This window comes from Dactylosporangium sp. CA-139066 (genome assembly GCF_050936175.1).
In the GTDB taxonomy this organism is placed as follows: domain Bacteria; phylum Actinomycetota; class Actinomycetes; order Mycobacteriales; family Micromonosporaceae; genus Dactylosporangium.
The window spans coordinates 8,326,953-8,345,441 of the sequence record NZ_JBNJNH010000001.1 but is presented as its reverse complement, the minus strand read 5'-3'; the positions used below and the strand labels follow the sequence as shown (position 1 = coordinate 8,345,441).

The 18,489-nt window shown below is 74.8% G+C and carries 18 protein-coding genes; 15 read left to right on the top strand and 3 right to left on the bottom strand.

The window, feature by feature from the left end; translation table 11 throughout:
- Window positions 1-189 precede the first annotated feature (189 nt).
- Entirely contained in the window at window positions 190-3,303 is a 3,114-nt protein-coding gene (locus ACQEVU_RS38150) for an ABC transporter substrate-binding protein (RefSeq protein ID WP_433332433.1), read from the bottom strand.
- A 212-nt stretch (window positions 3,304-3,515) separates the two neighbouring features.
- Here ACQEVU_RS38150 and uraD point away from each other — a divergent pair, with 212 nt between their 5' ends.
- The 12 genes from uraD to ACQEVU_RS38090 are packed head-to-tail and all read left to right on the top strand — an operon-like array spanning window position 3,516 to window position 14,423.
- On the top strand, window positions 3,516-4,001 hold the full coding sequence (uraD, locus tag ACQEVU_RS38145; RefSeq protein ID WP_433332431.1) for a 2-oxo-4-hydroxy-4-carboxy-5-ureidoimidazoline decarboxylase: 486 nt from the start codon (window positions 3,516-3,518) through the stop codon (window positions 3,999-4,001).
- A complete protein-coding gene (uraH, locus tag ACQEVU_RS38140) occupies window positions 3,998-4,300 on the top strand; it encodes a hydroxyisourate hydrolase (protein ID WP_433332429.1) in 303 nt (100 codons plus the stop codon). Before uraD ends, uraH begins: the two co-directional genes overlap by 4 nt.
- Window positions 4,301-4,302: 2 nt before the next feature.
- Window positions 4,303-5,160, top strand: coding sequence for a factor-independent urate hydroxylase (pucL, locus tag ACQEVU_RS38135; RefSeq protein ID WP_433332427.1), 858 nt, complete (start codon window positions 4,303-4,305; stop codon window positions 5,158-5,160).
- A complete protein-coding gene (locus ACQEVU_RS38130; protein WP_433332425.1) occupies window positions 5,148-5,999 on the top strand; it encodes an FAD binding domain-containing protein in 852 nt (283 codons plus the stop codon). The genes pucL and ACQEVU_RS38130 overlap by 13 nt, the downstream gene beginning before the upstream one ends.
- The gene (locus tag ACQEVU_RS38125) at window positions 5,990-6,448 is read left to right on the top strand and encodes a (2Fe-2S)-binding protein (protein ID WP_433332423.1); all 459 of its coding nucleotides are present in this window, start codon (window positions 5,990-5,992) and stop codon (window positions 6,446-6,448) included. The genes ACQEVU_RS38130 and ACQEVU_RS38125 overlap by 10 nt, the downstream gene beginning before the upstream one ends.
- A complete protein-coding gene (locus ACQEVU_RS38120) occupies window positions 6,445-7,782 on the top strand; it encodes an 8-oxoguanine deaminase (protein WP_433332421.1) in 1,338 nt (445 codons plus the stop codon). Before ACQEVU_RS38125 ends, ACQEVU_RS38120 begins: the two co-directional genes overlap by 4 nt.
- Window positions 7,779-9,992, top strand: coding sequence for a molybdopterin cofactor-binding domain-containing protein (locus ACQEVU_RS38115; RefSeq protein WP_433332419.1), 2,214 nt, complete (start codon window positions 7,779-7,781; stop codon window positions 9,990-9,992). The genes ACQEVU_RS38120 and ACQEVU_RS38115 overlap by 4 nt, the downstream gene beginning before the upstream one ends.
- 1 nt (window position 9,993) lies before the next feature.
- On the top strand, window positions 9,994-11,136 hold the full coding sequence (locus ACQEVU_RS38110; protein WP_433332417.1) for a DUF6986 family protein: 1,143 nt from the start codon (window positions 9,994-9,996) through the stop codon (window positions 11,134-11,136).
- Window positions 11,133-12,413 carry an allantoinase AllB gene (allB, locus tag ACQEVU_RS38105; RefSeq protein WP_433332415.1) on the top strand — a complete coding sequence of 427 codons (1,281 nt, stop codon included), beginning with the start codon at window positions 11,133-11,135 and terminating at the stop codon, window positions 12,411-12,413. Before ACQEVU_RS38110 ends, allB begins: the two co-directional genes overlap by 4 nt.
- On the top strand, window positions 12,410-13,366 hold the full coding sequence (gene alc / locus ACQEVU_RS38100) for an allantoicase (RefSeq protein ID WP_433332413.1): 957 nt from the start codon (window positions 12,410-12,412) through the stop codon (window positions 13,364-13,366). The genes allB and alc overlap by 4 nt, the downstream gene beginning before the upstream one ends.
- A complete protein-coding gene (locus tag ACQEVU_RS38095; RefSeq protein ID WP_433332411.1) occupies window positions 13,363-13,854 on the top strand; it encodes a flavin reductase family protein in 492 nt (163 codons plus the stop codon). Before alc ends, ACQEVU_RS38095 begins: the two co-directional genes overlap by 4 nt.
- Before the next feature lie 5 nt (window positions 13,855-13,859).
- Complete coding sequence (locus ACQEVU_RS38090; protein ID WP_433332409.1) at window positions 13,860-14,423, top strand: GNAT family N-acetyltransferase; 564 nt, start codon at window positions 13,860-13,862, stop codon at window positions 14,421-14,423.
- Between the two features lie 81 nt (window positions 14,424-14,504).
- Here the strand turns inward: ACQEVU_RS38090 and ACQEVU_RS38085 are convergent, their stop codons facing one another.
- Complete coding sequence (locus ACQEVU_RS38085) at window positions 14,505-14,864, bottom strand: hypothetical protein (protein ID WP_433332407.1); 360 nt, start codon at window positions 14,862-14,864, stop codon at window positions 14,505-14,507.
- A 178-nt stretch (window positions 14,865-15,042) separates the two neighbouring features.
- Window positions 15,043-15,552 (bottom strand): GNAT family N-acetyltransferase, encoded by a 510-nt coding sequence (locus ACQEVU_RS38080; protein ID WP_433332405.1) that lies wholly within the window; start codon window positions 15,550-15,552, stop codon window positions 15,043-15,045.
- 404 nt (window positions 15,553-15,956) lie between these two features.
- Between ACQEVU_RS38080 and ACQEVU_RS38075 the strand changes: the two genes are divergently transcribed.
- The 3 genes from ACQEVU_RS38075 to ACQEVU_RS38065 all read left to right on the top strand — a co-directional run bounded on the left by ACQEVU_RS38075 (window position 15,957) and on the right by ACQEVU_RS38065 (window position 18,451).
- Entirely contained in the window at window positions 15,957-16,259 is a 303-nt protein-coding gene (locus tag ACQEVU_RS38075) for a DUF4190 domain-containing protein (RefSeq protein WP_433335230.1), read from the top strand.
- Complete coding sequence (locus tag ACQEVU_RS38070; RefSeq protein WP_433332403.1) at window positions 16,177-16,410, top strand: diguanylate cyclase domain-containing protein; 234 nt, start codon at window positions 16,177-16,179, stop codon at window positions 16,408-16,410. Before ACQEVU_RS38075 ends, ACQEVU_RS38070 begins: the two co-directional genes overlap by 83 nt.
- Before the next feature lie 181 nt (window positions 16,411-16,591).
- Window positions 16,592-18,451: a hypothetical protein gene (locus tag ACQEVU_RS38065; protein WP_433332401.1), complete on the top strand. Its 1,860-nt coding sequence runs from the start codon at window positions 16,592-16,594 to the stop codon at window positions 18,449-18,451.
- The last annotated feature ends 38 nt before the right edge of the window (window positions 18,452-18,489 follow it).

Sequence of the window (18,489 nt, the reverse complement as noted above, 5' to 3'; positions counted from 1 at the left end):
CCGCGCGCCGGCGGGCCGGCTGTCCGCGGACTCGCGTCCGCGAGCTGCGCGCCGCGGTGGTCGACCTCCCCGGCGGTGGCGCCGCGCGCCGGCGGTCCGGCTGTCCGCGGACTCGCGTCCGCGAGCTGCGCGCCGCGGTGGTCGACCTCCCCGGCGGTGGCGCCGCGCCCGCGTCCGCGGATCGCCGGGTCAGCCGACGCCCAGGCTGCCGAAGTCGTACATGCCGTAGTAGTCGGTCACGAACACGTTCGTGAGGCGGGGGTTGCGGTAGTTGAGCGCCTTGTCGTACACGAACGGCACCATGACGGCCTCGTCCATGACGATCTTGTTGATCTGGGCCCAGTCGTCCGCGGATCTCTGCGGGTCGGTCTCGGCGACGGCCTTGTCGATCAGGCTGTTGACGTCGGCGTTGTTGAACTCCGAGTAGTTGGTGTTGCCCGACGGCAGGATCAGGCGGCCGTCGACGAGCAGGGCCAGGAAGCCGTAACCGGTCGGGAAGTCGGCGCCCCAGCCGGCCATCATGAGGCCGTAGCCCTTCGTGTGCACGTTGGACGGCGAACCGATGGTCGAGCGGAAGTACTGCGACACGTCGGTCTTGTCGAGCTGGGCGTTGATGCCGACCTTCTTCAGCGCATCCTGCAGCGCCGTGGCGCTGACCGGCTCCTTGCCGGAGTTGCGGCTGGCGATCACCGTGTCGAAACCGTCCGGCTTGCCGCAGGCGGCGAGCTCCTGCTTGGCCTTGTCGACCTGCGGCTTGCCCGACCTGGTGTTGTACGGGTCCAGGTTCGCGTCGTAGCCGGCGATGCCCGGCGGCAGCATGCTGGTGGCGATGTCGCCGCCGGCGTCCGGGCCGCCGCGGGCGAACTGCATCGTGACCTTGTCGGTGGCGTACTGCACCGCCTTGCGGCAGTGGACGTTGTCGAAGGGCGGGACCTTGGTGTTGATCGAGAAGTACCGGACGAAGCCGGTGTTCGGCGCGTCCGCGTGCTGCTTGGTGGCGGCGTTCTGCAGGATCTGCGCCTGCGTGCTCTGCTGGACACCGGTCTGCGCGACGTCGATGTCGGCGGTGCCGGCGAGGAGCTGGTTGTCGATGTCCGCCGCCGCCACGCCGATGGTCAGCTCGATCTGGTCCGGCAGCGCCTTGCGCACGGTGTCGGTCGCCGGGTCCCACTTGTCGTTGCGCACCAGCACGGCCTTCCTGCCCGCGTCGTACGACTGGAACTTGTACGGACCGGATGAGACGGGCCGGTCGCCGTACTTGTCGCCGGTGTCCTTCCCCGCCGGCACCGGACCCGCGGTCGCCATGGCCAGCACGTAGGGGAAGTCCGCGAACGGCTTGGCCAGGGTGAACACGATCGTCTTGTCGTCGGGCGTCTGCACCGACTTCAGGCCGAGCCGGTTCGGGTCGGTGTCCTTGTACGGGCCGGGGTAGCTCTGGCCCTGGTCGAGCAGCTCCACCAGGTAGGTCGGGCCGCCGGCGAGCACGTCCTGGGCGAAGCCGCGCTCGATGCCGTACTTGACGTCCTTCGAGGTGATCGGCGAGCCGTCCTCGAACTTCAGGCCGTCCTTGAGCTTGAAGGTGTACCTCTTGCCGCCGTTCTCGATCGCCGGCAGCGCGGCCGCCAGGTCGGGAACCAGCTTGAGGCCGTCCGGACCCGGCTTCGCCTGGTTGGTCAGCAGGGTGCGGGCGTAGTAGCTCTTCTGGAAGTTCCACACCCAGGCGTAGTACGAACGCGCCGGGTCGAACGAGTCCGGGTCGGAGTTGCTGACGAGCCTGAGCGTGCCGCCCTTCTTGCCGGAGGGGTTGACGACGCCCTTGACGGCGGCGTTGAAGCCGGTCACCCCGCCGGTCGTCTGGCCGGAGCCGGTCGGCCCGCCGGAGGTGGAGCCCGGCTGGTTCTCCTTCGTCAGGCGGCTCAGGAAGGGCAGGCTGGCCAGGACGAGGACGACGGCGCCCGCGGCCAGGCCCGCGGCCAGCCAGCGGCGCGAGCGCGGCGCCTCGGGTTGCGGGATCCCTCCGGTGATGTCGACCGGGCCCTGCGGCGCCGGAACGCCCGGAGCGTCGATGCGCGGAACCGGCGCGACGAACGGGGCGGTGGGGGGTGCCATCGGCGGGAGTGCCGGCGCCGATGGTGCCGCGGCCGCCGGTGAGACAGGCGCGGCCGCGGGCGACACGGGTGCCGGCGACGCGGGCGCGGCCACGGGCGACATGGGGGCCGTGGCGTTGCCGGGGCCGGACGCGATGGCGTGGACGGCGCCGTCGGCGACGACGAGCTGGGGTTCGTCGAGGACCGTCGCCGGTTGGCCGGAGGCTCGCAGCAGCATCGTGGCGACCAGCGGTGTACGGGTGGCGCCGCCGACCAGGAACCAGCCGACGATGCTCTCCGGCCGGACGCGGGCCTCCCGGACGGTGGCCAGCGTGGTCGCGATGGTCTTCTGCAGCACGCCGGTCGCCGCGCGCTCGAACTCCTCCCGGGTCACCATCACGTCGCGCTGGGCCGCGGCGATGTACAACGTCGCGGACGCCTGCCGGGTCAGGGCCTCGCGGGCCTCGCGGGCGTCGTGCCACAGCTGCAGGCGGTGGTAGCGCCCGGCCGCGTCCGCCGGGTCGTTGATGGCCCGCCAGGCCTGCGGCGCCGACTCGGCCAGCGCCGCCCCGATGTGCGAGACGACCAGGGCGTCCAGGTCGAGGCCGCCGATGTCGTCGATCCCGCGGTAGGCCAGCGTCTCGAACCCGGCGCCGGTGTGCTGCACGACGCTCGCATCGAAGGTGCCCGCACCCAGGTCGTAGACCACGAGGCTCTGCCCGGCGGCGACCCGGTTGCCCAGGACCGCGGTGAAGTAGGCGGCCGCCGCGACCGGCTCGGCCAGCAGCACCGGCGCGGGCAGCCCGGCCAGCCCGGCCGCGTCCACCAGCACCCGGCGCCGCGCCGGGCCCCACGCCACGGGGTGCGTGAGCGTGACGCGGTCGACCGGGCCGCCGGTGACCCGCCGGGCTTCGGCGGCGACTCGCTGCAGGGTCGCCGCGACGAGCTCCGCGACCGTGTGGACGCGGTCGCCGAGCAGCACGTCGAGCTCGTCGATGCGCCGCTTCGGGTTCGGCTCGAACCGGGCCGGGTCGGCGCGGGCGGCCCGCTCCGCGTCGCGGCCGACCAGGAGATGGCCCTCCGCGGTGGCGAACACCGCCGAGGGCAGCAACGGTGAACTGTCGAAGAGCAACGTCCGGCTTCGCCCGTCGGGCCATCGCAGCACCGCGACGGTATTGGAGGTGCCGTAGTCGATGCCCAGATGAATGCCGGTCACGCGCAGGAACCTTAAGCCACACGCCAGGTCGCTACATCGGCCGAACCGGCGCCGTCGATGGCATTGCCGGGCGGGGCATTCCGCGGTCTGCGGGCTCTCTTCCGCGCTCTGCCCTCGCAGTTCCGGACAAAACGCGGATACTGGACATGATCGCAGAAGGCTGGACTTGAAACATCCCGGGAGTAACGTGCCGGGGATACGAGAGGGGTGCCATGCTCGATCGGTTCAACACCCTCCCGCCCGAGGCGGCGGAGGAAGCCCTCCTCGCCTGCTGCGCGGCGCCCGGCTGGGCCGCCCGCGTCGCCGCCGCCCGGCCGTATGTCACCGAAGCCGACCTCGTCGTGGCCGGCGTCAATGCGTTCGACGAGCTCGGCTGGGGCGAGCTGCGCCAGGCCCTCGCCGCCCATGCGCGCATCGGGCACCGGCCCGACGGCGACAGCACCGATGCCGCCTGGTCCCGCCGGGAGCAGGCCGGCGTGCAGGGCGCGGTGCGCGAGCTGGACGAGGTCAACGAGGCGTACGAGCGGCGCTTCGGGCACCTGTTCCTCGTCTTCGCCAGCGGCAAGTCGTCGGCCGAGATCCTCGCCGAGGGCCGCGGGCGGCTGGGCAACGACGAGGAGACCGAGCGCACCGTCGTGCGCGGCGAGCTGCGCAAGATCGTGGAGCTGAGACTGGAGAGGCTGGCGGGCGCCGTATGAGCTTGTCGACCCACGTGCTCGACACCGCCCGGGGCATCCCGGCCGCCGGCGTGCCGATCCGGCTGGAGACCACCGAACGGATCTTCGTCGGCGACGGCGTCACCGACCTGGACGGGCGGGTGCGCTGGGACGACGTGGGCACCGGGCGGTACCGCATGATCGTCGACACGGCCGCGTACCTCGGCGCGGACGCGTTCTTCCCCGAGGTCGCGATCACGTTCACCGTCGCCGACGCCCGCCACCACCACGTACCACTGCTGCTGAGCCCCTTCGGCTACTCGACCTACCGGGGGAGCTGAGCGTGCCGGACTTCGAACTCGGGCCGAACCAGTACGGTAAGGCCCAGACCAGGCTCGTGCGCGTGCAGCGCGGGGCCGGCGGCGACCGCCTCACCGACCTCAACGTCAGCGTGGCCCTGCGCGGCGACCTCGCCGCCAGCCACCTCACCGGCGACAACGCCGCTGTGCTGCCCACCGACACGCAGAAGAACACCGTCTACGCCTTCGCCCGCGAGTTCGGCATCGACAGCATCGAGGCCTTCGCGGCGCGGCTGGCCGAGCACTTCGTCGCCTCGCAGCCGAGCATCCACGAGGCGCGGGTGTCCATCCAGCAGTACCCCTGGCAGGACGTCGACGGCGCGCACACCTTCCGCCGGGACGGCAGCGAGGTGCGCACCGCCACCGTCCACCATGGACACCACGGGACGCAGACCGTCTCCGGCGTCACCGGCCTCGTGCTGCTCAAGACGACCGGCTCGGAGTTCCACGGCTTCGTCAAGGACCGCTACACCACGCTGCCGGAGACCCGCGACCGCATCCTCGCCACCTCCGTCGACGCCACCTGGCGCGCCGCCGAGGGGCACCCGGACCCGGCCGCCGCCCGCGAGGCGCTGGTCGAGGCGTTCGCCGACACCCACAGCCTGGCGCTGCAGCAGACGCTGTACGCGATGGGCTCCCGCGTCCTGCAGCGCTGCCCCGAGGTGCTCGAGGTGAAGCTGTCCCTGCCCAACCGGCACCACTTCCTCGTCGACCTGGCCCCGTTCGGCCTGGACAACCCGGACGAGGTCTACTTCGCGGCCGACCGCCCGTACGGCCTCATCGAGGGCGTGGTGCGCCGCGCCGGCGTGGCGATCCCCGAGGAGGTCGTGTGGAGTTTCTGAGTCCGGCCAGCTGGGACGAGGCCCTCGCGGCGAAGGCCGCACACCCCGAGGCGGTGCCGATCGCCGGCGGGACCGACGTCATGGTGGAGCTCAACTTCGACCGCCGCCGGCCCGGCGCGCTGCTGGACCTCACGCGCGTCGCCGAACTCGGCGAGTGGGGGGCCGACGGGGAGCGGCTGCGCATCGGGGCCGGGGTGACGTACCGCAGCATCATCGACGAGCTCGGCGGGCGCCTGCCCGGCCTGGCCATGGCGGCCCGGACCGTCGGCTCGCCGCAGATCCGCAACCGCGGCACGATCGGCGGCAACCTCGGCTCGGCGTCCCCGGCCGGCGACGCCCACCCGCCGCTGCTGGCCGCCGGCGCCGTCGTCGAGGTCGCCTCCGTGCGCGGCGTGCGCCGCATCGCCGCGGCCGACTTCTTCACCGGCCCCAAGCGCAGCGCCCTGGCCGCCGACGAGCTCATCGCCGCCTTCCTCGTCCCGCCGGCCCCCGGCGCCCAGCAGTTCGCCAAGGTCGGCACCCGCAACGCCATGGTCATCGCCGTGTGCTCGTTCGCGATCGCCCTCGACCCGGCCCGGCGCGCGATCGGCACCGGCATCGGCTCGGCCGGCCCGACCCCGCTGTCGGCGCCCGAGGCCGAGGCGTTCGCGGCCGAGCTGCCGTGGGAGCGGCGCCTGCCGCTGCCCGACGCCGCCGTGCGCCGGTTCGGCGAGCTCGTCGCGGCCGCGGCCCGGCCGATCGACGACGTGCGGGGCAGCGCCGCGTACCGGCGCCACGCGCTGGGCGTGCTCGGCGGGCGGACGCTGCGCTGGGCCTGGGAGGAGTACCGATGCGGGTGAACGTGACCGTCAACGGCGAGGCGATGGCCGCCGACGACGTGTGGGAGGGGGAGAGCCTGCTGTACGTGCTGCGCGAGCGGCTCGGCCTGCCCGGCGCCAAGAACGCCTGCGAGCAGGGGGAGTGCGGCTCCTGCACCGTGTACCTGGACGGGACCCCGGTCTGCGCCTGCCTCGTGGCGGCCGGCCAGGCGCAGGGCCGCGAGGTGCGCACCGTCGAGGGCCTCGCGCCCGGCGGCGAGCTGCACCCGATCCAGCAGGCGTTCCTCAAGGCCGGCGCGGTGCAGTGCGGCTTCTGCACGCCCGGGCTCATCGTCGCCGTGCACGACCTGCTGACGCGGCAACCCGACCCCGCCGACGGGGACATCCGCGAGGCCCTGGCCGGCAACCTGTGCCGCTGCACCGGCTACGAGCACATCGTGGCCGCGGTGAAGCTGGCGGCCGCGCGATGATCGTCATCGAGGGCTGCGCGGTCGCCACCGTCGACGCCGCCGGCACCGAGCACGCCGACGGGCACGTCGTCGTCTCCGGCGACCGGATCGTCGCGGTCGGCGCCGGCCCCTACACCGGCGACGAGAGCGTCACCCGCGTCGACGGCCGCGGCTGCCTGGCCACCCCCGGCCTGGTCAACACCCACCACCACCTCTACCAGTGGGCCACCCGAGGCTACGCCCAGCAGGAGATCCTGTTCGGCTGGCTCACCGAGCTGTACCCCGTCTGGGCCCGCATCGACGCCGGCATCGTCCACGCCGCCTCGGCCGCCGGCCTCGCCCAGCTCGCGCTGTCCGGCTGCACCACGAGCACCGACCACCACTACGTCTTCCCGCGCGACGGCGGCGACGTGCTCGCGGCGAGCATCGACGCGGCCGCGACGGTCGGGCTGCGCTTCCACCCGACCCGCGGCTCGATGGACCTCTCGGCCAAGGACGGCGGCCTGCCGCCCGACGCCGTCGTCGAGGACACCGACGCCGCGCTCGCCGCGACCAAGGCGGCGATCGACCGCTTCCACGACCGCTCGCCGGGCGCCATGGTGCGCATCGCCGTCGCGCCGTGCAGCCCGTTCTCGGTCTCGCCGCGGCTCATGCGCGAGGCCGCCGAGCTGGCCCGCGCCGAGGGCGTGCGGCTGCACACCCACCTGGCCGAGACGGTCGAGGAGGAGTCGTACTGCCGGGAGGCCCACGGCTGCACCCCGGTCGAGTACGCCGACTCCCTCGGCTGGCTCGGCGACGACGTATGGCTGGCCCACGCCGTGCACCTCGACCCGCCCGCGGTCGCCCGCCTCGGCGCGACCGGCACCGGCGTGGCCCACTGCCCCAGCTCCAACGGCCGCCTCGGGGCCGGCATCGCCCCCGTCCGCGACCTGCTCGACGCCGGCGTCCCCGTCGGCCTCGGCGTCGACGGCGCCGCCTCCCAGGAGGCCGGTCAGCTCGGCGCCGAGCTGCGCCAGGCGCTGTACCTGGCCCGGCTGCGCGGCGGCCCGGCCGCGCTGAGCGCCCGCGAGTCCCTGGCCCTGGGCACCATGGGCGGCGCCCGCTGCCTCGGCCGCGCCGACGACCTCGGCTCGCTGGAGCCCGGCAAGCTCGCCGACGTCGCGCTGTGGGACCTCGGCGGGCTCGGCCACGCCGGCATCGACGACCCGGTCGCCGCCCTCGTGCTCGGCCCGGCCGCGCCGCTGCGGCTGCTGCTCGTCGGCGGCCGCGCCGTGGTCCAGCACGGCGTGCTGTCCACAGTGGACGAGGCGAGCCTCGCCACCGGGCTGGCCCGCGCGGCGAAGGAGCTGCGGTGAGCGTATCGACGAGGCAGGAGACCGCCGGCGGCATCGGCACGTCACCCGTGCGCCCCGACGGCATCCTCAAGGTGACCGGCGAGTTCGCGTTCTCCTCCGACCTGTGGGCCGACCGGATGCTGTGGGGCGCCACCCTGCGCAGCCCCCACCCGCGGGCCCGCATCAACGGCATCGACCTCACCGCGGCCCTCGCACTGCCCGGCGTGCACGCCGTGCTCACCGCCGAGGACGTGCCCGGCGCCAAGCGCTACGGCCTCGAGCACCGCGACCAGCCGGTCCTCGCCATGGGCCAGGTCCGCTACGCCGGCGAGCCGGTCGCCATCGTGGCCGCCGACCACCCCGAGACGGCCCGCCGCGCGGCCGCCCGCATCGCCGTGGACTACGAGGTCCTCGCCCCGGTCGTCGACGGCGAGGCGGCCCTGGACCCGGCCGCCGAGCGGGTCCACGAGGGCGGCAACCTGCTGCGGCACGTGCCGATCCGCAAGGGGCCGCAGGACGTCACCGCGGCGGTCGTCGTCACCGGGGAGTACGAGGTCGGGATGCAGGACCAGGCCTTCCTCGGCCCCGAGTCCGGCCTGGCGATCCCGGCCGAGGACGGCGGCGTCGACCTGTTCATCGCCACGCAGTGGCTGCACGGCGACCTCGGCCAGGTCGCCGACTGCCTCGGCCTGCCGCCGGAGAAGGTGCGGCTGAGCCTGGCCGGGGTCGGCGGCGCGTTCGGCGGCCGCGAGGACGTCTCCATGCAGGTCCACGCCTGCATGCTCGCGCTGCACACCGGCCGGCCGGTGAAGATGGTGTACTCCCGCGAGGAGTCCTTCTTCGGGCACGTGCACCGCCACCCCGCGCGGTTGCGGTACGAGCACGGGGCCGACGCCGGCGGCCGGCTCGTCTACGTGAAGGCCCGCATCGTGCTCGACGGCGGCGCCTACGCGTCCACCTCCATGGCCGTCGTCGCCAACGCCACGACGCTGGGCATCGGGCCGTACCGCGTCCCGTCCGTGACCATGGACGGCTACGCCGTCTACACCAACAACCCGCCCTGCGGCGCGATGCGCGGCTTCGGCGCCGTGCAGGCCTGCTTCGCCTACGAGTCGCAGATGGACAAGCTCGCCGCCGCCGTCGGCCTCGACCCGGTCGAGCTGCGCGCCCGCAACGCCCTCGAGCCCGGCGACACCATGCCGACCGGGCAGGTCGTCGAGGGCCCGGCCCCGGTCGCCGAGCTGCTGCGCCGCGTCCGCGACCGGCCCCCGTGCGACGAGGTCGACCCCGACCCGCGGGCGCGGCCCGGCGGCGTCGCCAACACCACCCACGGCGAGGGTGTGCGCCGCGGCGTCGGCTACGCCATCGGCATCAAGAACGTCGGCTTCTCCGAGGGCTTCGACGACTACTCCACCGCCCGGGTCCGCCTCGAGCTCGTCGGCGGCGAGCCGGCCGCGGTCGTCCACACCGCCGCCGCCGAGGTCGGCCAGGGCCTGGTGACGGTCCTGGCCCAGATCGTGCGGACCGAGCTCGGGGTGCAGCGGGTGACGGTGGCCACCGCCGACACGACGATCGGCAGCGCCGGGTCCTCGTCGGCGTCGCGGCAGACCTACGTCACCGGCGGCGCCGTCAAGGCCGCCTGCGAGGCGGTGCGCCGGGAGCTGCACCGCCGGGCCGGCGGCGCCGGCCTCACCGACCTCGTTGCCGCGCTCGCGGGCGGGCCGGTCGAGGAGACCGTCGAGTGGCGGCACCGGCCCACGTTCCCGCTCGACCCGGCCACCGGGCAGGGCAACGCGCACGTGCAGTACGCGTTCGCCGCGCACCGGGCCACCGTCGACGTCGACGTGGAGCTGGGGCTGGTGCGCGTGGTCGAGATCGCCACCGCGCAGGACGTCGGGCGGGCCCTGCATCCGCAGTCGGTGCGCGGGCAGATCGCCGGCGGCACCGCGCAGGGCCTCGGGCTGGCCGTCATGGAGGAGATCCAGGTCGTGGACGGGCTGATCCGCAACCCGTCGTTCACCGACTACCTGATTCCCACCATGCTTGACGTACCACCGATGCATATCGATGTCCTGGAGCTCGGCGACCCTTCGGCCCCGTACGGCCTGCGCGGGGTCGGTGAGCCGCCGACCATCTCCTCCACCCCGGCCATCGTCGCCGCGATCCGCGCCGCCACCGGTCTCGACCTGCGCCGCGTCCCCGTCCGCCCCGAGCACCTGACGGGCACCTGACATGGCGCTGCGCGAGCGCGACCTGGAGGAGCTGCAGGCCCACGCCGCCGCCGCGCCGTTCGTGCCGCGCTTCCCTGCCCAGCCCGTGCACACCGTCTACGTGCCGGCCGACCGGTTCACCGCCACGACGGTGCGCGACTGGGCGCAGGAGGCGCGCCACCTGGTGCGCGACCACGGCCGCCCGCCGTTCCCCGACGACATCGTCGAGATGGTCCTGGCCAAGCTCGTGCGCGAGCCGATCGAGGACGTGCGGGTCGACTTCGAGGACGGCTACGGCAGCCGCCCCGACGAGGAGGAGGACGCGCACGCCGCCGCGGCCGGCGCCGCCCTGCGCGAGGACCGGCCGCTGTTCTTCGGCCTGCGCGTCAAGAGCCTGGAGCCGGCAACGGTACTGCGGGCCGCGCGCACCCTGGATGCGTTCCTCGGCGCCCTCGGCCCCCCGCCGGCCGGCCTGCGGATCACGTTCCCGAAGGCGGGCTCGGCCGCGTACGCGGACACCGCCGTCCTGCTGTGCCGGCAGCTGGAGCACGCCCACGGCCTCGACGAGGGTCTGCTGCGCTTCGAGCTGCAGGTCGAGACCCCGCCGGCGATCCTCGGCCCGGACGGCCGCTCGCCGCTGCCGGAAATGATCGCCCGCGCGCACGGCCGCCTCACCGGCCTGCACTACGGCACGTACGACTACAGCGCCGCGATGGGCGTCGCCGCCGGCTACCAGAGCCTCGAGCACCCGGTCGCCGACCACGCCAAGGCCGTCATGCAGGTCGCCGCGGCCGGCACCGGCGTCGCGGTCAGCGACGGCTCCACCAACGTCATCCCGGCCGGCACCGGCGAGGAGGTCCACCGCGCCTGGGCCCTGCACGCCCGGCTGGTCCGCCGCAGCCTCGAGCGTGGCATCTACCAGGGCTGGGACCTGCACCCCGGGCACCTGGTGACCCGCTGGGGCGCGACGTTCGAGTTCTACCGCGACGGCGCCGAGGAGGTCGCCCGCCGCCTCGGCCACTACCTCGGCCGCCGGGTCCGCGGGCACCTCGACGAGCCCGCCACCGCCCGGGCCATGGCCGCGTTCCTGCTGCGCGGCCTGCGCTGCGGCGCCCTGCAGCCGGGCGACGTCCGGCACCCCCGCGACGTTCTGGAGGCCCTGTGACGTTCTCGCTGCGCTCCCGGCAGGTGTACCTCCCCGGCGGCCCGCGCGCCGCGACCGTCACCGTGCACGACGGTCGCATCGCCGCCGTCGCCGGCTACGACGAGGACGTGGCCGGCCCGGTCACGGACCTTTCGGGGCTGAGCCTGCTGCCCGGCCTCGTCGACACCCACGTGCACGTCAACGAGCCCGGGCGTACCGAATGGGAGGGCTTCGCCACCGCGACCCGCGCCGCGGCGGCCGGCGGCATCACGTCCATTGTGGACATGCCGCTGAACTCGCTGCCGCCGACGACCAGCGTCGCCGCCCTGCGCGAGAAGCAGGCCGCCGCCCGCGGCCGGTGCCACGTCGACGTCGGCTTCTGGGGCGGTGCCGTGCCCGGCAACACGGCCGACCTGCGCCCGCTGCACGAGGCCGGGGTGTTCGGCTTCAAGAGCTTCCTCGTCGACTCCGGCGTGCCCGAGTTCCCGCCCCTGGACCGCGCCGGCCTGGCCGCCGCCTTCGCCGCCGTCGACGCGCTCTTCGTCCTGCACGCCGAGGACCCGTGCGGGCTGCTCGCCCCGGACGCGTCGCGCGCCTACGCCGACTTCCTCGCCTCCCGCCCCCCGGCCGCGGAGGTCTCCGCGGTCGAGATGGCCCTCGCGACCGCCGCCGAGGCGGGGGCCCGGGTCCACATCCTGCACCTGTCCGCGGCCGACGCCCTGCCGGCGCTGCGCGGCTCCCGGGCCACCGCCGAGACGTGCCCCCACTACCTGGTGTTCAACGCCGCCGAGGTGCCCGACGGCGCCACCGAGTTCAAGTGCTGCCCGCCGATCCGCGACGCCGGCAACCGCGACCGCCTCTGGGCGGGCCTGGCCGACGGCACCATCTCCATCGTCGTGTCCGACCACTCGCCGTCGACCCCGCAGCTGAAGCGCCGCGACACCGGCGACTTCGCCGCCGCCTGGGGCGGGATCGCCTCGCTGCAGCTGGGCCTGCCGGCCGTGTGGACCGCCGCCCGGGAGCGCGGCTTCACCCTCGCCGACGTGGTGCGCTGGATGGCGAGCGGCCCCGCCGACCTCGTCGGCCTGCGACGCAAGGGCCGCATCGCGCCGGGCGCCGACGCCGACCTCGTCGCCTTCGACCCCGACGGCGCGTTCGTCGTCGACCCGGCGGCGCTGCACCACCGCCACCCGGTCACCCCGTACGCGGGCCGCGCGCTGACCGGGGTCGTGCACACCACGTGGCTGCGGGGCGTACCGACCGATGGCGAGCCGAACGGGGAGTTCCTGCTGCGATGAGTTTTACGGACCTGCCGGACCTGGCTGCGCGCGTCCTCGGGGGCGGCGTGGTGGACGCCAACGACGAGTTCTTCGCCGCCCGCGACAACCTCGTCAACCCGGAGCCGTCGACGTTCGAGACGTGGACGTACGGCCCGAAGGGCAAGGTGTACGACGGCTGGGAGACCCGTCGCCGCCGTACACCCGGCCACGACTGGGCGGTGGTCCGCCTGGGCGCGCCCGGGATCGTGCGCGGCGTGGTCGTCGACACGGCCCACTTCACCGGCAACTACCCGCCGCACGTCTCGGTCGAGGGCTGCGTGGCCGACGGCCACCCGTCCCCCTCGGAGCTGGCGGACGCCGAGTGGGTCACCCTCGTCGCGAAGTCCTCCGTCGAGGGCGACACCCGCAACCCCTTCGAGGTGACCCACCCGCACCGGGTCACCCACGTGCGCCTCAACATCTACCCCGACGGCGGCGTCGCGCGGCTGCGGGTACACGGCACCGTGGTGGCGGACCCGCGGCTGCTGTACGGCATGACCGTCGACCTGGCCGCCGCCGAGCTCGGCGCCGTCGTGGCCGGCTGCAGCGACATGTTCTACGGCTCGCCCGGCAACCTGCTGCTGCCCGACCGCGCCCGCCAGATGAGCGAGGGCTGGGAGACCGCCCGCCGCCGGCGCGAGGGCAACGAGTGGGTCGTGGTCCGGCTGGCCGCGCCGGGCCGCATCCGCCTGGCCGAGCTGGACACCACCCACTTCAAGGGCAACGCGCCCGGCTCCGCCTCGCTCACCGCGTCGACGGGGGAGCCGCTGCTGGCGCGGACCCGCCTGCAGCCGGACACGCGGCACCGTTTCCACCTGGACTCGTCGCCGGAGGTCGCCGAGGTCCGCCTGGACATCTACCCCGACGGCGGCCTGTCCCGCCTTCGCCTGTTCGGTGAGGCCACGCCGCCCGCGGGTACCGTTGGGGCGTGACCATCGCCGCCATCGACTCGGGCTTGTTCCGCCGGGTTCTCCGCCGGCACGCCGCAGCCGTGGTGGTCGTCACCGCACCGGGCCCCGCCGGCTTCACCGCGACGTCGTTCACGTCGGTGTCGCTGGACCCGCCGCTCGTCTCCTTCTGCGCCGCCCGCGCGGCCTCGACCTGGCCCAGCGTGAGCGCGGCCCCGGTGGTCGGGGTCCACGTGCTGACGGCCGGCCAGGAGCGCGTCGCCCGGGCCTTCGCCACCCCCGGCATCGACCGCTTCGCCGCGCACGAGTCCATCGGCGCCTGGCACGAGGGCCCGCACGGCGTACCGTTGCTCGACGGCGCGCTGGCGGTCCTGATCTGCCGCGTGGTCAACCAGGTCAAGGCCGGCGACCACGCCATCGTCGTCGCCTCACCCATCCACGCCGAGCACCACAACGACGCCGACGCCACCCCGCTGGTCTACCACGACGGCACCTACGTCGGGCTCGGCTGACCGGCTTGGCGGAGCTGCGCTACCCCGACCCGCCGCTGACCGACGGCACCGTCCTGCTGCGCCCGTGGCACCCGGCGGACGCCCGCCAGCGCTTCGAGGCCTTCTCCGACGAGCTGTGCCAGCGCTTCTCGTCCCCGCGGCTCGAGCCGACCACCGAGCCCGAGGTCGCCGCCGCGTTTGCCCGCAACGAGCAGGAACGCCTGGCCGGCACCGCGCTCAACCTGGCGATCGTCCCCGCCGACGACCCGGAGCGCATCTGGGGCGCGGCATCGGTGTACGACGTCGACCCGGTCCACGCCCGCGCCGCCGTCGGCTACTGGCTCGCCCCATGGGCCCGCGGCCGCGGCGCCGCCACCCGCACGGTGCGCCTGCTGGCATCCTGGACGTTCGGTACGCTGGCCGTGCAGCGCCTGGAGCTGACGTGCGCCCCGGACAACGCCGCCTCGATCCGCGTCGCCGAGCGCTGCGGCTTCACCCGCGAGGGCGTCCTGCGCTCCCACCTACGCTTCAAGGAAACCCGCCGCGACACGGTGATGTTCAGCCTGTTGCCGTCGGATAGCGCACGGTGACCGGAAAACCCGGCGATTTGGTGGGGTCGGGTAGGATGTGCTTTAGGAAGGAGGAGGCGCGCACGACCGTCCTCACCTCCTTCAGCTGAACTGATCCGTCATTCCCGCCGCGTAGGGCAGATCGATCACGAACCGGTGCGGCCGCCCGCGCGGATACAGCACTCCGACGGTCTCCCCGGTCGCGCACCGGCGCGGGAAGTCCGCCGGGCCCGTCCCGTCGAACCGGTAGTCGCGGCGCCCGCCGCGAAACGCCGGCCAGCTCACCCGCACCGTGTACCGCACATCGGCCTGCCGCCCACCGACCCGATGCACGTCGAGCCGCTCGACAGTGCCCGCATTCGCAGGCCTAGCACTCATCGCGCCTAGCACCCATCGCGCGGCGCGGCTGCAGACTGTGGTCGCGAGGATCAGGCCGGTTGCGACGCCGACGAACGTGAGCACCTCTCAGGCCTGCGGTCCGGCGGCTCACTGTGTATTCGCCGCCGTCGTCGCAATCGCTTTGACCGCGGTCGCTTTTACGGCCGTCATGTTCGTCCTTTCGTCTCCGCCCTCGCCGCGGTCCTTGCCGCCGTCGTCGCGGCGTGGTCGCGGCCGGGCCGCGCCGTGGTCGCGTGGCGCCTCATCGGGGCGGCGCGATCTTGACCTGCGGTATCGGTTTGATCTGCATCGCTGGGCCCGTTTCGAGCGTGAAGCCGAGGCGCTCGTACAGCGGCAGGCCGTCCACCGAAGCCCGCAGCCGCACCTGTGGCACGGCCAGTTCGGCGAACCAGGACAGCAGCGCCGTCACGCACGCGGTGGCGTAACCGCGGCGGCGGAAGGCGGGATCCGTGGCCACGTTGAACATGTACCCGACGAGGCCGCCGGGGTTGGCGGGCGAGCCGAGGCGCTCCTCGACCACGCCGGTCGCGCACGCCGCGAGGCCCTCGCCATCGGGGCGATCCACGACGAATGCGGCGATCCAGGCGTCGGGAGCCGGCAGGCGGCGGCGCAGGGACTCGGCCGCGCGCTGGGACCACTCGCCGGGCGGTACCGGGGTGCCGTCCATCGCCGACAGCATCACGGTCCGGAGACGGATGAGTTCCTCGGCGTCGTCCGCGCCGGCCCGCCGTGCCCCGCCATCGATCGTCACGCCGGGTAAGGTACCGCGCGGGCGGGCGTGGACGGTGCCGAATATCACGGGCTACGCGAAGATCAAGCTGCTGCGATACTTCGGGCATGGAGGAGTCCGCCGAAGCCGATCAGCCCCAGTCCGAGGCCGCCGCCGAGTCCGGACAGCCCGAGCCTCCGCACGCTCAGCCTCAGCCCGCACAAGCCCAGCCCGCGATGCCCAGGGCCGAGCAGCCGCACGCCGGGACCGCACCGCAAGCCGGGCCCCAAGGCGTGCACCACCGGCCCGACGCCGCTCAGCCTCAAGCTGACCTGCCGCAGCCCGGGGCCCCGGCCGCGCAGCCGTCGCAGCCGCAGGCCGCGCAGCCGCAGGCGGGGGGCGCGCAGGCTCGGTTCCAGTACGCGGGGGCGCCGCCGGGGTATCAGATGCCGCCGCCGCAGTACCCGTATCCCTACCCGCCGCAGGTGGTGTACCTCGCGGCGCCGCCGACGAACACGTACGCGATTCTGGCGCTCATCTTCGCCTTCGTGATGTTTCCGCCCCTCGGCATCTACTTCGGGTACAAGGCGCGCAAGCAGATCGCCGAGAGCGGCGAGCGCGGCAGTGAGATGGCCACCGTCGGCATCGTCGCCGGCTGGATTCACAGTGCGCTGCTTGGCGTCGGGCTGGTCATCTGGTGCGGCATGTTCGGGCTGTTCTTCGTGGTGCCGCTGCTGGCCGGCCGCTGAGCACTCAACTGCCCCACGGCCCGGCCGATGGCCGCCGTTCACGGTCCTGTTCCTCGACCTCGACGGCTTCAAGCGGGTCAACGACAGCGTCGTCCACGCCGCCGGCGACCGGCTCCTCGCCCACGTCACGGCGGCCTCGACACCGGCATGAACCCGGCCGGCCCCGGCGGCCGCGACGTTCGCCACCGTGACGGCGCTGGGCCACTACGGCACGCCGGACGACCGGCCGCGGTGTCCTACCTGTGCGGCGACGGCGCACGGTACGTCACGGGCACCGCGCTGACGGTCGACGGGGGCTTCGCCGCCTGAGGCGGGCCGCTACTGTCGCGCGGGTGGACGAAGATCTTCCGCCGCTGCCCCGCGACCTGGCCGCGCTGCTGGTGCGGCTGAGCCCCGGCGGGGAGGGGCACCGCGCCTTCGCCGAGCTGGAGCGGGACCTGTGGCGGCTCCACGCGCACGAGGCGGCACCGCAGCTGGTCCGGCGGCTGTACGCGGTGATGGCGCTGCCCGGCAACGAGAACCGGGCGCTGCTCGTGCGCCTGGTCGCCCAGCTGGCGTGGTCGCACCGCCACGCGTGGCCGGCGCCGGCCGTCGAGCGGGAGCTGCGGGCCGGGGTGCCGGTGCTGGCCGGGTTCGCCGGGGACGCCGACGCGCAGGTGCGGCGGGTCGTGCCGTACGCCCTCTGCGAGATCGTCACCGGCGAGTCGGGCCTGGCCGGGCTCCTGCGCGACCGCGCCGCGGTCGAGGACGACGCGCTCGCGCTGGCCGGCCAGGTGCGGGCGCTCGACGAGCTCGGGCACGCCTCCGGGGGCGGGTCGACGCCGCCGGCGTGGTTCGCCGCGTGGCTGGGGCACCCGAGCCCGGAGGTCCGGCTGGCCGCCGTCGGCGCGGTCGCGCGCCGTGGCGGCGCCGCCGGCCTCGGCGCGGCCGCGGTCGACGCGCTGGCGGCGGCCGGGCCGCAGCCGTGGGCCGGCTCTCCGTGGCTTCCGCGGCCCCGGCACGGCATGCTCGGCCAGATGGCGCGGCGGCTGGCCGAGGTCCCGGACGAGGCCGAGCGGCTCGTCCTGGCGGCGTACTCGAGCGGCGGCGCGGACGCGCGGTTGCGGGCCGCCGGGGCCGCGGCGGAGACGCTGCACCGCTGGCGGCGGCCGATGCCGCGGGTGTGGGCCGCGGTGGCGGGCGGCCTGCGGGACCGGGACTCCGTGGTCCGGCAGGAGTCGGCGCGGCTGCTGGCCACCGGCGGCGCGGCGGTGCGGCCGCACGCCGACGCGCTGCACGACGTGATCGGGCCGCACGACACCGCGACGTCGCAGTTCGCGACCGTCGCGCTGGCCGGGCTCGGCGACCCGCGGGCGCTGCCGCCACTGTCGGCCTGGATCGCCGCGCAGCAATGGTTCCAGCACCCGATCGTGCTCAGCGACGTGCTGATCCCGCTGCGGGAGCACGCGGCCGGGCTGCTGCCGGCGATCCGCACCGCGCTGCGCGGCCCCGCGCGGGAGCACGAGCATCTGCTGCGCGCCCTGGCCGCGTGGGGCCCGGCGGGCGCCGACGCCGTGCCCGAGCTGATCGCGCTGCTCGGCACGCCCGGCGCGGCCCTCGCGTGCGTCGCCCTCGGCCGCATCGGCCCGGCCGCGGCCCCGGCGGCCGCGACCTTGGAGGACCTCGCCCGCGGCCGGCTCCGGGTGTCCCGGGCGTGGACCGGCGCACAGGACGCGGCGTGGGCGCACTGGCGGGTCACCGGCGACCCGGCGCTCGCGCTGTCGGTGCTGGCCCCGGCGGTCCGCCACGGCGCCGGGCGCCCGATGCTGCCGCACCTGGCCGACCTGGGCCCGCTCGCCGCCGGCTGCGCCGACGACGTGCGGCGCCTGTTCGACGTGCCGGGCGGCGACTGGACCCGGCTCGAGGCCGCCCACGCGTGGTGGCGCATCACCGGCGACCCGGCCCCCGCGGTGCCGGTCCTGGTCGCGACCCTGCGGCCGCTGTACTCCCGCCGATCCAGCGCGGCCGTGCGGGCGGCGATCCGTCATCTCGGCGCGATCGGCGGCCCCGCCCGGCCGGCGCTGGCGCCGCTGGAGCTCGCGCTGAGCGGCGAGCGCCGCTGCGCCGACCCGCGCGGCCGCGACCCGATCACGGACGACGACGCGCTGGTCGCCGACGCGCAGTCCGCCTACGCGCGGATTCAGGCCGTGTAGCCGGCGGCCTGCGGGGTACGGGGTGGGGGGAGACGCAT